Annotated in this window: 13 protein-coding genes; 5 read left to right on the top strand and 8 right to left on the bottom strand. The window is 39.0% G+C overall.

Going from position 1 to position 14,994, the window contains the following annotated elements; translation table 11 throughout:
- The 7 genes from QVB70_RS08250 to QVB70_RS08220 form a co-directional block, all read right to left on the bottom strand.
- A partial coding sequence (locus QVB70_RS08250; protein WP_287585251.1) for an NAD(P)-binding protein occupies positions 1-622 on the bottom strand: 622 nt, incomplete at its 3' end.
- Positions 623-634: 12 nt separating this feature from the next.
- Positions 635-1,915, bottom strand: a complete 1,281-nt coding sequence (locus QVB70_RS08245; protein ID WP_287585250.1) for a CoB--CoM heterodisulfide reductase iron-sulfur subunit A family protein — start codon at positions 1,913-1,915, stop codon at positions 635-637.
- An 18-nt stretch (positions 1,916-1,933) separates the two neighbouring features.
- The gene (gene hdrA2 / locus QVB70_RS08240; RefSeq protein WP_287585249.1) at positions 1,934-4,321 is read right to left on the bottom strand and encodes a CoB-CoM heterodisulfide reductase HdrA2; all 2,388 of its coding nucleotides are present in this window, start codon (positions 4,319-4,321) and stop codon (positions 1,934-1,936) included.
- A 4-nt stretch (positions 4,322-4,325) separates the two neighbouring features.
- Positions 4,326-5,213 carry a CoB--CoM heterodisulfide reductase iron-sulfur subunit B family protein gene (locus tag QVB70_RS08235; RefSeq protein WP_287585248.1) on the bottom strand — a complete coding sequence of 296 codons (888 nt, stop codon included), beginning with the start codon at positions 5,211-5,213 and terminating at the stop codon, positions 4,326-4,328.
- A complete protein-coding gene (locus QVB70_RS08230) occupies positions 5,210-5,764 on the bottom strand; it encodes a 4Fe-4S dicluster domain-containing protein (RefSeq protein ID WP_287585247.1) in 555 nt (184 codons plus the stop codon). Before QVB70_RS08230 ends, QVB70_RS08235 begins: the two co-directional genes overlap by 4 nt.
- Before the next feature lie 18 nt (positions 5,765-5,782).
- Positions 5,783-6,658: a CoB--CoM heterodisulfide reductase iron-sulfur subunit B family protein gene (locus QVB70_RS08225; protein WP_287585246.1), complete on the bottom strand. Its 876-nt coding sequence runs from the start codon at positions 6,656-6,658 to the stop codon at positions 5,783-5,785.
- 2 nt (positions 6,659-6,660) lie between these two features.
- On the bottom strand, positions 6,661-7,206 hold the full coding sequence (locus QVB70_RS08220; RefSeq protein ID WP_287585245.1) for a 4Fe-4S dicluster domain-containing protein: 546 nt from the start codon (positions 7,204-7,206) through the stop codon (positions 6,661-6,663).
- 581 nt (positions 7,207-7,787) lie between these two features.
- Between QVB70_RS08220 and QVB70_RS08215 the strand changes: the two genes are divergently transcribed.
- Together QVB70_RS08215 and QVB70_RS08210 are read left to right on the top strand one after the other, a co-directional pair.
- Complete coding sequence (locus QVB70_RS08215; protein ID WP_287585244.1) at positions 7,788-10,874, top strand: hypothetical protein; 3,087 nt, start codon at positions 7,788-7,790, stop codon at positions 10,872-10,874.
- 593 nt (positions 10,875-11,467) lie between these two features.
- Entirely contained in the window at positions 11,468-12,550 is a 1,083-nt protein-coding gene (locus QVB70_RS08210) for an inositol-3-phosphate synthase (RefSeq protein WP_287585243.1), read from the top strand.
- A 60-nt stretch (positions 12,551-12,610) separates the two neighbouring features.
- Here QVB70_RS08210 and QVB70_RS08205 read toward each other — a convergent pair whose 3' ends face one another.
- On the bottom strand, positions 12,611-13,387 hold the full coding sequence (locus tag QVB70_RS08205) for a hypothetical protein (RefSeq protein WP_287585242.1): 777 nt from the start codon (positions 13,385-13,387) through the stop codon (positions 12,611-12,613).
- 343 nt (positions 13,388-13,730) lie between these two features.
- Between QVB70_RS08205 and QVB70_RS08200 the strand changes: the two genes are divergently transcribed.
- The 3 genes from QVB70_RS08200 to QVB70_RS08190 form a co-directional block, all read left to right on the top strand.
- Positions 13,731-14,180, top strand: coding sequence for a hypothetical protein (locus tag QVB70_RS08200; RefSeq protein ID WP_287585241.1), 450 nt, complete (start codon positions 13,731-13,733; stop codon positions 14,178-14,180).
- Between the two features lie 148 nt (positions 14,181-14,328).
- Entirely contained in the window at positions 14,329-14,568 is a 240-nt protein-coding gene (locus QVB70_RS08195) for an Lrp/AsnC ligand binding domain-containing protein (protein ID WP_287585240.1), read from the top strand.
- 172 nt (positions 14,569-14,740) lie between these two features.
- Positions 14,741-14,994: FAD-binding oxidoreductase (locus QVB70_RS08190; protein ID WP_287585239.1), on the top strand; the 254-nt coding region annotated here is incomplete at its 3' end.

Here is a 14,994-nt window from a genome sequence, read left to right as displayed (position 1 = left end):
TAACATCCTTTATTAAAGGATTCAATAATTCTTGGGGATCATCAAATGTAGGATATACTTTGTACAACTGTGCCATTTTTCCGCCAAAATTGGGGGTCTTTTCGACTAAATGGACCTTAAAGCCTCTATCTGCAATATTCTTTGCGGCACTAAGCCCTGAAATTCCTCCTCCTATTACCAAAGCTTCACCTTTCACATCGACCATGTGTTGCGGTAGCGGCTCTAATAAGCGTGATTTGGCTACTGCCATTCTTACTAGATCTTTAGCCTTTTCGGTAGCTTTTTCTGGTTGATTACTATGAACCCATGAGACATGCTCGCGAAGATTTGCCTGCTCAAAAAGATATTTATTAAGCCCTTTTTCCTCTATAACTTTCCTGAAGGTTGGCTCATGCATTCTAGGGCTACATGATGCTACCACAACTCTATTCAGTTTAAATTCATCGATATCTTCTTTGATCATAGTTTGTCCTCTATCAGAGCACATGTAGAGCTGAGGTCGCGCTACTGCGACATTCGGCAGTTTTGATGCATATTCTGCCACTTCATCTACGTTTACTACACCACCAATGTTGATACCACAATTGCAGACATAAACACCAATTCTAGGTTCTTCTTCCATTTCTTTTTCCTCCTAAATTGCTTTTAAACTAGCCCGCATCGCTGCCGCACTCCCTTGTCCTACACTGTCTGGGATATCTTTCACTGATTCGCAGACACCTGCCATGTATACTCCCTCAATTTTTGTGTCAACGGGCAAGATACGTGATGCCTCCTCAAAGAAGCCGTACTGATCTGTAGGCAAATTTAGAATTTTACCGACTTCACTAGAGTTTTGTGATGGCACAAGACCTATAGAAAGAACTACCATATCGAATTCTTCTTGATTCAACTCTCCAGTTTCAGTATTTTCAACTCGCACAAGAAGGTTTTTTGTAGTTTCGTCCTCGACGATCTCCCCAACTTTTCCACGTACAAATTTTACACCAAATCTGGTTTGTGCGTTTTGATAAAACTCATCGAAGCCCTTTCCGAAGGCACGGACATCAATATAAAAGATCGTCGTGTCACATCCACCATGAATATGATCTTTGGCTAGAATCGCGTTTTTAATGGCATACATACAACAGACGCGACTACAATACGGCATTCCGTGCTCGGGATCTCTTGATCCGACACACTGGAGGAAAGCAATTCTTCGCGGGATTTTTCCATCGGATAATCGGAATACATGGCCTCCTGCAGGTCCAGATGCTGATAAAAGGCGTTCAAATTCAAGGGAACTCAGTACGTTATCATAGACCCCATAACCATAGTTCTTTAGATTTGTCGCATCAAAAAGGTCATAACCAGTTGCCACAATAATAGATGCAACATTCACTTCTATTTCTTCGGGCTCTTGATCATATTTGACCGCCCCAGCTTCGCAGATATTATGACAGAGTTCGCATTCTATGCAAGCATCTTTGTCGATCGTATACACCAACGGTACGGCCTGCGGAAAAGGCACATATATAGCTTTTCGAACGCCGATTCCTTCATCAAACTCACTAGGAACTTCTACTGGACAGTGAATCGCGCAATTTCCGCAGCCAGTGCATATATTTTCATCAATATATCGGGGCTTTTTCTCAATTTTTGCAGTAAAATTGCCAGCAGTACCTGTAACTTCCTTTACTTCGCTATAGGTAAGCAGTTCGATGTGCGGGTGACGAGCAACATCGACCATCTTAGGAGTTAAAATACACGCAGAGCAGTCAAGGGTGGGAAATGTTTTATCTAATTGAGCCATGTGCCCCCCGACGCTTGGTGATTTTTCAACAAGATATGTTTTAATTCCTTGATTTGCTACATCGATTGCAGCTTGTATTCCAGTAACGCCTGCACCTATAACTAAAACATTTTTTTCACTCAACTTTTTCTCCTCCTTTAGTTATGCCCCCTCCATTCTTGGGACGGGGAAAAGTGGCGTTAGTTTTTCAAGTTCCTCGACCATTTCTCTGATAGTATTTGCGAAACTTTCACCTTCACTAGCAGAAATCCACTCTAATCTAAGTCGTCTAGGGTCTATTCCGGCTTGTTTTAGTGCGTGTTTTATTGCTATAAAACGCATCTTTGTCCTATAATTACCAGTTGCATAATGACAATCTCCAATATGACAACCTGAAATGAGTACACCATCGGCACCCAGCCTAAATGCCTCAAATACGAAAGTGGGGTCAACTCGCCCAGAACACATCAATCGAATAATTCGGACATTGGTAGGATATTGAAATCGTGATATCCCCGCAAGATCTGCGCCACCATAACTGCACCAATTGCACGTAAAGGCTATAATAAGTGGTTTCTCTTTAATTTCCGAAAGTACTGCTCTGATTTGTGCTAGAACTTGCTCATCTGAATAATGTTTCATGTAAATCGCTAGTTGTGGACATGCAGCAGCACATGTTCCACAGCCTTTGCAGATATCCTCAATTACTTCTGCCTTGTTTCGCTCCTCAATCATCTGAATTGCTCCATAGGGGCACTCTAGGGTACATAATTCGCATCCAATACACATCTCTTCATCGACACTGGCCGTAATCGCCTCGATCTCAATCTTGCCCCTAGCCATAAGGCAAGCTGCTGCACTTGCAGCGGCTTTTCCTTGTGCAACACATTGAGGTACATCCTTTGGACCAGCAGAAGCTCCTGCGAGAAATATACCGTCAGTAAACGTATCAACAGGACGTAACTTTGGATGCGCTTCTAGGAAAAAGCCTTCCTGTCCAAGTGAAATGTTTAACGTTTGGGCAAGTTCTTTTGTACCTTCTCTTGGAATAAGCGCAGTCGCAAGAACAACCATGTCGAGTTCGAGTTCCAGTTGTTCTCCAACGTAGAGATCCTCTACACTGACTTTAAGGTTTCCAGTCTTTAGATCTTCGAATACTTCTGAGGCCCTTCCTTTAATGAAAGTTATACCCATGTCTCTGGCGCGTCGATAAATTTCCTCAAAACCCTTACCAAAAGCGCGAATGTCTATCGCGAAAATATAAATTTCTGCATCGGGATATTTCTCTTTGATTTGAACTGCCTGTTTTATAGAAATCATGCAACAGACATTTGAACAGTATTCATGACCAACCCTAACATCCCGTGAGCCAACACATTGAATGAATCCTACTCGATGAGGTGCTTTTCCATCGGAAGGTCGCACTAAGTTTCCACGAGTGGGACCTGCTGCATTTTTTATCCTCTCAAATTCGATGTTTGTAATAACATTCTTATAGACGCCATATCCATATTCTCTCTTCGGTGCAGGATCATATGTTTCGAACCCTGTAGCTACAATAATTGTACCGACATCAAGTTCAACTTCTTCTCCTTTTTGATTGAAATCTATCGCTTGTTTTGGACAGAACGTCTGACAGGTTCCGCAAATCCCATAATTCAAGTGAAGGCAACTTTCTGGATCGATTGTGAATCTAAGGGGAACTGCTTGCGGAAATGGCACATAAGCTGCCCCACGCTTCCCAAGACTCACATCAAAGGCGTTTGGTACACGTACTGTGCAGATATCGCCACAGTCGCCACAACCGTTACAAAGATCCGTATCAACATAACGGGGTTTCTTATTCACCTTGACCTTGAAGTTTCCTACAAAACCATCAACCTGTGTTACTTCAGAATATGTCAGAAGTTCGATATTGGGATGATTGCCAGCGTCGACCATCATTGGAGCAAGGATACAGATCGAACAGTCCAGCGTTGGGAACGTCTTGTCCAGCATTGCCATATATCCACCAATAGTCGGTGTCTTTTCAACAACATATGTTTTGAATCCTTGATTAGCCAAGTCTAGGGCCGCATTAATTCCTGTCACACCGCCACCAACAACTAGAGCCCTGTCTATGATAGAAACTTCCTTTTTCGCCAATGGCTGCAATAATGCGGCTCTCATTACTGCCATGTGCACAAGATCTTTAGCTTTCTCTGTCGCTTTTTCAGGCTCATTCATGTGTACCCATGAAACATGTTCGCGTATATTGACCATCTCGAACAGGTATTTATTCAGACCCGCAGCCTCGACAGTCCTTCTGAAGGTTGGTTCATGCATACGCGGACTGCATGACGCGACTATTACCCTATTGAGCTGATGTTCCTTGATAGCTTTCTTAATTTCGTCCTGACCCGGATCCGAACATGTATATTTGTTATCCATAGACACCACAACATTGGGTAACGTTGCTGCATACTCAGCAACTGCTTTAGAATCAACTACTGCACCAATATTAAGCCCACAATGGCAAATAAATGTACCAATTCTAATTTCTTCTTCCATTTTATCAATCAACTCCAATCTTCGCAAGAACTTTATCTAATTTGATTCTGTGAGTTGCTAATCCTAATTCATCTGCACTCATGCCCATTCCAAGCCCAAGAAGTTCGCTATAGGTAAGTGTAGGGATATCATACTTCTCCTTATACTTGCGTTCCACTAACTTTTGCCCCAGGTCAAATTGCAAGAAACAGAGAGGGCAAACGGTCACTAAACAATCTACTTCAGCTTCTTTCAACTCCTTAAGCCGTTCCCTTAGCATTCCTTCTGTTAAGTCATCAGAAACGTTTCGGAGAAGTCCGCCACAGCATCTTAAACGATGTTGGTAGTAAACACTTTCTGCGCCTGTAGCCTCTATAAGATCGTCCAAGAAGAAATGACGTTCAGAGAAATCAATCCCAATAACCTCTATGGGTCTAAACAAATGGCAGCCTGGTCTAATGCCGACTTGTAGAGCATCGAGTGGTTTAACCATTGTTTCTTTGATTTTGTCTACACCGACATCGTCAAAATAAATTTCAGCTAAATGTCGAACTTGTACCGTGCCTTTGTATTCTTTGTCCACCTCGGCGAGAATTTCATTCACCTTCGCCAAAGTCTCTGGCTCTTGATTCAAGATCCTAGCTATTCTATCAAGTCCCTCAAAGCATCCATTACAGGGTGTACACATTGTATCCAATCCCATTTCTTCGACGACGGCAAGATTTCTTGCACCGACACTGAGAGAGGTAAGATAGTCAAGTGAAAGGATACCAACTGGTGCGCAACAAGTCCACTCGCCCTCTGGCTCGGCAAAATTAACGTCTAGTTTTTCAGCGGTCTGCCTGAGCGAAACTTCATAACTTGGGACTCGCTCAGGAATAAGACATCCGGGGAATAAGGCAAACTCTTTCATGTTTTCTCCTCCTTCTCCTCTTTTCCATAAATCAGATCATAAAAGCCTGTTGCTTTAACGATCGTCTGTAAATCCTCTAAAGCATTTTTTGGAAGGCGTTTTAATCCCAATTCCTCCCTCCTTTTATCCATCGAGGCAGTGGGATGCTGAACCCATCCCGTTTCGATCATACTTTTAGCTTGTTCTATTAAGGCTTTAGGAGCATGGCCTTCTCGAAATGCAATATTACGTAATGTTATAATCACATCTGTTATGTTAACCTTTTGAGGACAACGATCTTCGCAAGTAAAACAGGTAGCACACAACCAGATCTGATCACCAGCTAATACTTCTTCTCTCATTCCTAAAATGGTCTTCCCGATGACCTCTCTTGGTTTATAGACTTCCGTAACTATTCCAACAGGGCATCCGCCACTACATGCTCCACATTTAAAACACGCGTTGAGGTTTTTTCCAAGAGGTGTGTCAGCGATCTCGTATTTAAAGTTTGGATCGAGATCTTTTGATCGGATTGGCTCCTTGATCGGAACTTCAATTTCACCTTTACTCATCTTTTAATCACCTTTTATTTATTCGGATAGGAAATCCAATACCTTTTCGGCATTGACCTTGTTAAGAGATAAACCAACATCTTCTGCATCCATTCCCATGCTAAGTCCCAAAAGTTGAGTGTGTAAAAGCGCCGGTAGTTTGTATTTTGTTTGATAAGTGTCTTCTGCTTCTAACTGCATAAGATCTAACATAAGATGGCAATAAGGACATACTGTTACGGTTGCGTTTGCCCCAGATTTCGAAATGTTCTTCAGTTTATTATTGATGATCTTAACCGCAAGCGATTGCTCGGTGGCAATAACTGGAGCACCGCAACATTCGTATTTGTCACGGTAGTCAACCATTGTGGCTCCCGTAATGGCACAGAGATCATCTACAGATTGTGGAGCCTCTGGATCTTCAAATTGCAAAACCTCACTAGGTTTGAGAAGGTGGCAACCGTAATGTGCTGCGAGTTTTAAACCGTTAAAAGGTTTAGTAATCTGTTTCTTAATTGTTTTAAGACCAATGTCTTCAACAAATGAGTTTACTGAGTTAACAACGCGTATCTTGCCTTCAAATGCCATATCAAAATCAGCTAGGACTTCATTAACAGCATTTCTTTCAACTTCATGTTCCTTTAGATAAGCATTTGCTTTTGCTAAAGCAGATGTGCACCCTCCACATAAACAGAGGAGATCTAGACCTTGTTCTTCTGCTAAGGCGAGAACTCTCCCCGATAAAGCAAGGTATGCAAGTTTATTAGCGGGCTCAACGTATAGCCCACAACAGTTCAATTGATCAAGATCTACTAAATCTACACCTAAATGATCCATGACTTTTCTGGTTGATGCTTCATACGCATTGAGACGATAAGGAATAGTACAGCCCGTATATAACGCATATTTAACCATTCTTAACCCTCCTCTATATCTAACAATCGATTAAGACCTGTTTTTTCTGCAATCTTTCGAAAAACCATAGGTGACGCTTCTGGAATGTCAGGTAGTTCAAAATCCTCTCGTTCAAATTCCTGAACGTCTCCCATTTCATAAATCCAGCCGAATTGGTGGATTGCTTTGAGGAGTTCCTTTATTGCTTTAGGAAGCAATCCTTCCTGTGTTGCTCGATTTTTGAGCACAGTAAACACATCTGTGAGTTTAACACCTTGTGGGCAGCGCTCATTGCACGTATAACAGGTAACGCATCTCCATATATCCTCTGACTTTAAGATATCTTTAAGACCTAATTGCACCATCCTTAGAATCTGTCTTGGTCTAAAGGTATCGACGTTTCTACTGACAATGCAACTTCCTGTACATAGTCCACATTGATAGCATAACTTTAGTACATCTCCCCCTGGCATGCTTAATAACTCGTTTTTAAAGTTTAGGTCAACCCTGCTTACAGAATCAGTTTTATTGTAGCCCAAATTCACCAACTCTTCCCTTTTTCTTCGCATCTTTTCGTTTAACAACGATTTCTTATACATCATTAATGATCTAAATCGTTAATGAACAAATATGACAAATTGATATAGGTTTCTAATACTTAAAGATTACTTGTTCTTTTAAGAACGATAATGAACAATAATGACAGATACGAGAAGATCTCCTATTTTTCTAAGAACGATAATGAACAATAATGACAGATTTTCAATTTATGGACACCTAAAAGAGTCAACATCGTCCTATGGAGAGTAACCAAATAGTTCTGTCAAAAGAAGAACCCTATTTTCTTAGGTCATTTCATAGCATTTTATTTGTTTAACTCTGCTTAATTGACTTGAGCAACAATTTTATTTTCAAATAAGGGATTTAATAAAAAGTACAACTTTAATTGTCAAAAATTGACATTATTTTCTTTCAAGGGGGTAGAATATGACTATATTGAGGGTTCATTCACGTATTAGGATTTTAGTCGGATTTAAATTAAGTTAGTAGTTAGTCAAAGGGTGAATTTCCAAATTGGTTTTTGAATTAATAAGATATTTATAAGACCATGTCGTGTTTATGATAATCATGGACGCGTAGCTGTTGCTTAATGAGATCTAATATTCGAAAGACATCATTAATTGCGTTGCAAGTATTTCTAGTGATCTTAGTGATCTCTCTAGCATTCAATTTTGCTTTTACACCAAAAATCACCACAGATTATTCGAATGATGGATCAACTCTCTCTCCTGAAGATTACATTAATAGCCTTGATAATGGCGGCGGAGGTGGAGGCGGAGGCAGCACTCCAATTAATCCAAATAATCCTTCAGGGTCTGGAAATGATTTTGACGTTCAAGAGTATTTTGAGAAAACTGGTCAAGATATAAGAATCCAAAATAATACTGATACAACACCTGAGATTGAGATAAACGCGCCTTCTCAAAACTCCAATTTAGTCTATTATAACCTAACAATCTCTGATGTATATACGGATACAGGCGGTTTTATAATGCTTGATGACAACTGGTATGGGAATTTTCTGCAATGGAGAGTTGTAAGTAACGAAACTGAGGGTTTTGCATATTACTTCAATGTGACTGAGGCCACTGAGAATGGAATCATTCCATATGTTTTTATTGACTCATTTAGTTTCGGACTTGTTAACTTGACTGATGCACCTAATGGATTCAACTTCACAGTGTTTATTTTGAGTGAAACGACTGATGGTTCACAAAAGCCAAACGCAACTGGTTGGCATTACCAAGAGACCTTTACAGCACCTCCAAAGGGCTTATGGGGAGAATATGTTCCCTTTGATGGATACAATGGCAGCTCAATATCAGGTGATAGAATAGTTCTAGAAGCAGGCAACTATTATATTGGCATTATTAAAGCCGATGTGAACCAAGTAGATTTTGCTTGGATTGCAGAACCTGACTCTTTCGCTGATGATGATGGCAAAACCTATTATACTGGCGATCATACGAAGCAACCACCTGAGACCATTGCTTGGATTGAAGAACCTGTTGACATGACGTTTATGTATTATTATTCAGACGTGGCTGTGACAGAGGAGTTTGATATGGAGGTAATTCCATCTGGTGATTTTATGGGTAATAGTACAGCTATATTAGCGGGAAATGCAACTTATTATGGGGCAAATAAGTCCCTGTCCCCGTGGGATGGGCTAGCTATATGGCAAACTAACGAGACGAATCCTGAAATACCCCCAGGAAATGATGGGACTTTTTATTTTGATATAAAACACAAAGGCTTTCCAGATATTTTTCATATGAAGATGGATTATACGCTTTATTGTGAGTTTAGCGATGGATCATCTCAAACTATTTACTCCACATATAGTGTGACAAGTGGAAATAACGTGACATGGACTTTAGACTACTCTATTAGTGTCCCGTCGGGACTTGATGCCAATCTGAAGATAATGGACATTCCAAGTGATTGGACCCTTACATCTGTGAAATCTCCTGATGGCAGTGAAAAAATATCAACTGCTATATTAGAAAATGCAAATCTTACTATTACCTCCATTTCGCAAAGTGGGACATGGAGGATTTATTTTACGTCACATAACTACGTAAATGAAGTTTACTCCCAAGAATATTCTGAAGCTGGTTATTTCAATCAAACAACTTTCTATTCAAGTGACGAAATGCGTGTTAACGCATATATTGAAAATCTAAGTGGATCGGTTGGGGGAGGAACTGCAACTTTGACGGTATTAAAACCAGATTCGACAGATGTGGCACACACAAAAACTTCTGGTGCAGATTCTAATGGTAGAATTACTTTTTCAGATTGGGAGGTTCCATATAACGAACCAACTGGGAATTATCGCTTGCAAGTTTTATGGAATAATGGTACTGAAGTTGGTTTTCTGGACACGATTGTTAAGATTAACAGTGAATCTTTAGATGGAGGTGAATCTTCTCAAGAGAGCGGAGAAGCTAAGAACTATCTGACTGTTAATGCAGATTATGAAGGCATACTTGAACGTGGACATTCGTTGGATATCCAAATAAATGTTACGCGATGGGGAAATGTCGTTGAAGGACTTAATATCACGTTAAAATTCTTGGATGAGACTTATACTATAACTGTATACGATGAAGTTGAGAGTAACGAATTACAGGTCAATCAAATGGGTGCTGTCAGTACATTTCAAGAAGGCTCATATTTTGATGTTACTGAAACTGAAGGAATCTATGATATTCAAATAGAAACTGCAAATCTCACACCTGGTAGTTATACATTTGAAATTTATGCTTCTAAAGAGGGCTTTGAAGATACTGGGTCAGTTTTTGATTTTACAGTCGAAAGAATGTCTGTATCAACCTTCTTTGTTGCATACTCTCCGAAAGTTGTTACATTCAATCCCCTTCCCAGCCTTTCAGTGGCAATATTATCCATTGCTTTTATTATGGTAATTAATTCACTTTTGTTTTCACCAGTAGACGCTGAAAAATTTATTGATTTGTATGTCTATACAAATACTGGCTTAGGGATCGACCATGTATCATTCGGATCTTTTGAAACGGATGAAGCCCTGATGACCGGAGCGCTTGCAGGGATCTCTTCTCTGATTGCTGAAGCAACACAAACAAAAACACCTCCTAAAGTAATTGAAAAAGAGGAATTCACAATCATAATTGAATATGGTGAATTTATTGCAGCGTCATTATTTGCAAAAGTGAAAGCTAGATCATTTGCTCATAGAAAGATAAGTCACGATCTTAGGATGTTAGTTAAAGACTTTGAAAGTGAAAATAAGGACGCTCTGGAACATTGGACGGGCGATCTTTCCAAAATCGAACCTCTATCTAAATATATAATCTCAGGGTTTCGTTTAAAACCATCTATGTATTTAACGGACTTGAAATATGAATATGGAGTTCTAAACTACGAAAAAAAGAATTTATTTAATGCGTTTCTCTTGCTTGTTGACGCCTTTAAATCATATCTTGAAAACAAGAATATAGAGAAAGCAAATCAGGCATTTTTCCTTCTTGAAGAAATTCTTCGTAAATTAGTCAATTATGCTCCCTTTACAATTATAAGGCCCTTTGCGAACTTTATGGATACTCAAACAAATAGATCACTTAAATTTGCATTAATGCGTCTAATCAGTAAATATATCGAACTTTTCAGGCATTCTAAAATAAGTATACTTTAAAAGGAATTAGAAAAAACTACACTTTTTTTAAATAGAATTACAAAATGTAGAACAGCATCCAATTTACAGAAGATTTAAGTATTTGACTAAGTTCTAAAGATTTACATTCAAAAAGAGATCTAATATCTTCCGAAAAAGATATTTCAGATGAAGTCAACTACCCCACCTTAAAGGGTAGGGCTTGGGAAACCAAGTTCCTTAGTTGATTAGAGGGCTTCCCTTTGTGGGAGCAGCAGTTGTTTAGGTCATGACACCCTGGGGTGATCCACTAGCCCCTTGCTCTGTCGTCGGTGGTTAAAAGTCCTGAGGGGTAGGGACGGTGCTGCCGATGCCAAAAGCCTTTACAACAGCCTCGAAGTGGACCTACTCCCTTGGTGTTGGGAGCGGCGGGACTTGAGAGCCCCCGTCATTAAAACACCACCCGAGGTTGGGTACACCAACCCCTGTCTCCGCAGAATCGGTTGTGTGAACAACATCCGACCTCAATTCCTCTCCACCCTAAAGGGCTGGAGTCTCCTTGAGGTAATCTTATAAACTTTAGTTAATAACTTGATAGTCAGTTGATTGATAGAACTTGTTTTGAGGGAAATAAATTGAAGGAAGTACGCGTTGCAATTGCTGGGGTTGGAAACTGCGCCTCTGCATTAGTTCAAGGATGCCAATACTATCGAAATGCTAAAGAAGATGAGATGGTTCCTGGCCTTATGCATGTGAATTTTGGCGGATATCACATTAGAGACATCAAATTTGTTGCCGCTTTCGACGTCAATACAAAAAAGATTGGAAAAGATCTTTCAGAAGCAATTTTTGCAGAACCAAATTGCTGTGAAGTGTTTGCTGAAAATATTAAACCTTTCAATATTAAGGTATTACCTGGTCCGATTGCAGATGGTGTTGCACCTCATATGGTTAATTCATTTCATTGCTATGATCCCAATCTCATTGAAGCGGTTGATATAGCAAGTGTACTACGAGAAACAAAGACGGACGTTTTAATTAATTATTTACCTGTTGGCTCAAAGGAAGGTACCAAATTATATGCTCAGGCTGCGCTAGAAGCAGGTTGCGCATTTGTAAACTGTATACCTGAGTTTATTGTATCTGTCAAAAAATGGGCTGAACGATTTGAAAGACGTGGCATTCCTATAGCTGGTGATGATATCAAGAGCCAAGTTGGTGCAACAATAGCACATAGAGCCTTAGTGAATCTATTTCTTGATAGAGGCGTAAAAATTGACCAAACTTATCAGTTAAATATAGGCGGAAACACTGACTTCGAAAATATGACTGTAGAGTCTCGTTTAAAGACTAAACGTGTATCAAAGACTGAAGCAGTTACGAGTTTGGTTCCCTATCCTACTCCAACAAGAATTGGACCTTCTGATTATGTTAAGTTTTTGGGAGACAATAAGATTTGCTATATTTGGTTGAAAGGTCGAAAATTCGGAGATGTACCAGTAACTGTACAACTAAAACTAAGCGTTGAAGATTCTCCTAATAGCGCAGGTGTTGTAATTGATGTTATTCGCGCAGTTAAATTAGCACTTGATAGAGGTATAGGTGGACCTTTAACCAGCATCTCGTCTTATGGGTTTAAACATCCTCCAGAACAGATTGTCGACAGTGTTGCACATACGAACGTTGAGGAGTTCATCGAAGGAAAAAGAGAACGCTGAACAATATTCTAAACTTTCCATTTCACACTTATTTATTGAAAATTAATGTTAATAAGACCGCTAGCTAACACGCTTCAGATAGCCTTTCGTCTCGCATTCTTCAAAGAACGCAATGAAATCTTTTACAGAATTTAGTCGATATCCAAGTAGTTGTAGTGAAAGTATAATATCTTCAACTGTATTTTTACCATTTATATACTGTAAAGCCATTCTATATTGCTTATCTTGAGCAGGAATACTTTTTACAGCCTTTAAAGCATCAGTATTCAGCGCATAGACATCGTTTAATTCCTTTAGTCCTTCATCTGGTTGAGTGATTTCTATAGTACTATCTTGTAGCTTTTCAATGGATGTCTCTTCTGGCGAACTACTCGCATCTGAAGTCAAACGAATCAATTTCTTGAACATGCCAACAACGCTTTTGCCAATAGCACGTGATTCTTTGTCAACGATTATTTGTTGCACAAGCGTATCAAGAGAGGGAATGAATTCGTGAAATATAGAATTATCTTTTAATAAATCATCACTAAAGGTTTTTTGGTACATCTCAATGAATTTTTCATCAACTTGATCAAAAATTTCTTTAATTTCGTCACTTGAAGTCTCAGAATCAGCACAAACAGCATAAATCACATCTAAGCTATGAGATCTTGAATAAATAAACTTTAAGTCGCCCATAACAATTTCATCAACTTGTCGCTGAATTATTTGCTCTGCAAAGGTATTGATAGCTGTTATAAATCCAGATATAAGTGCCTCATCAACTTCTAACGATCCGTATCTCTTAGAAATAAGAGCAGTGCCATCTGTTTTCAAAATGTAGACATTGTGTATCAATCGAATCCCCTAGCTTTATCTAAATAATAATATGAAAACCCCTTTTTTAGGTTTTCTAGTAAGTATTTCCGCCATTCTGTTCTAGAACCTTCATGTATTAATTCTATTAAGAGAACGGTCGAAAAATCATTACTCTCGTAATGAAGTCTTAGTTTATTTGTTTATTTGCAAATTACACAATAGTAAGTTTTATTGTCACATTTAAGGAAGATTTTAGGTATGTGATCACATGTTTGGTTGAGCAATATACAGTTTCATATATATTATATAAGGAATGTATTGTAAGCCACATCAATCGTATATACTGCCAATTGAGTATTCAAATTGAAATGGAAGGAAAAATATGGGTTTGATACAAGGATACAATTTTCCTAACGAGTTATACTACTCCAAAAAACATATTTGGGTTAAAGTAGACTCTAATGAATCTGTAACCTTCGGATTAACCGATTTCGCAATTAAAAATGCAGATGAAGTGGTTTTAATTGAATTGTTTCAGAAAGAAGGTAGTCAAATTCAATGTGACAAGCCATTCGGAGCATTGGATTCAGCAAAAGGTACTAACATCTTGTATTCACCATTTTCTGGAACGATTGAAAAGAGAAATCGAAAAGTAATGATGGATGCTTTAGTTGTTAGTAATGCACCATATACGATAGGCTGGTGCATTAAACTTACCCCCACTAACCCCACTTCTTTTGAAGAAGAATTAACAGGTTTAATGAAAGGAGATACACCTGAGTTTATTGAATGGATCACAAACGAGATTAAACGAATAAGTAAAGCTGATTGATTTCAAACTTTAAATTTCACCTGACGATATATCGTTAACGATCATTATAAATTGCGGAAGTGGGATGGGAAAGAATTTTAAACACTTCATTTTATAAAATAGTTACACATAGAAAGTAAAGTCATAGATTATGAGGTGAGTTTTTACGATGACAATGACCGCGTTTATTCTTGCAAAACTAAGTCCTGAAGAGTCTGGAATGGATTTATTAAATGAAATTAGAACGGATGAATTCGTTGAAGAAGCGTTTCTCATTTACGGTGCATTTGATCTTATAGTGAAAGTTGAAGTAAAAAATCCTGAAGATTTAGACAGTTTTATATTTAATAGACTACGAAAAGTCCGAGGCGTCCTTGATACCGCTACATGCATATGCGCCAGTTGTTAGAAACCTATACAATATTAATAAGCTCCTTTTTTCAATCCTGGGTATTTTCTCTAAAGACATTTACAACTATTTTTTCTTTAATTTACTTCTTTCAAAGAATATAAAAGTGCAATTTTTCTAATAATGTATTGCCCAGAAACTCATTTCACTTATTTTGGAAGCGATGGACGCGATGGACGAAGAAATAATTAGAGAGTTAGCCAAAATTGTTGGAGACGATTACATAACTACAGATGACGCCGATTTAGTAGCCTATTCGAGCGATGTCCTTTCAAGTGCATTCGAGAAGCCCGATTGTGTTGTGATGCCAGAAAATACCTCACAAATCTCGTCGATTATTAAACTGGCGAATAGGGATAGGATCCCTGTTATTGCCAGAGGAGGCGGGACCTCTGAGTTGGGGGGTTGCGTTGCATGGCACGGGGG

This window comes from Candidatus Borrarchaeum sp., assembly GCF_019058535.1.
Lineage (GTDB): Archaea > Asgardarchaeota > Sifarchaeia > Borrarchaeales > Borrarchaeaceae > Borrarchaeum > Borrarchaeum weybense.
Note: the sequence above shows the minus strand (reverse complement) of the source record. Positions and strands in the feature narration are given on the sequence as shown.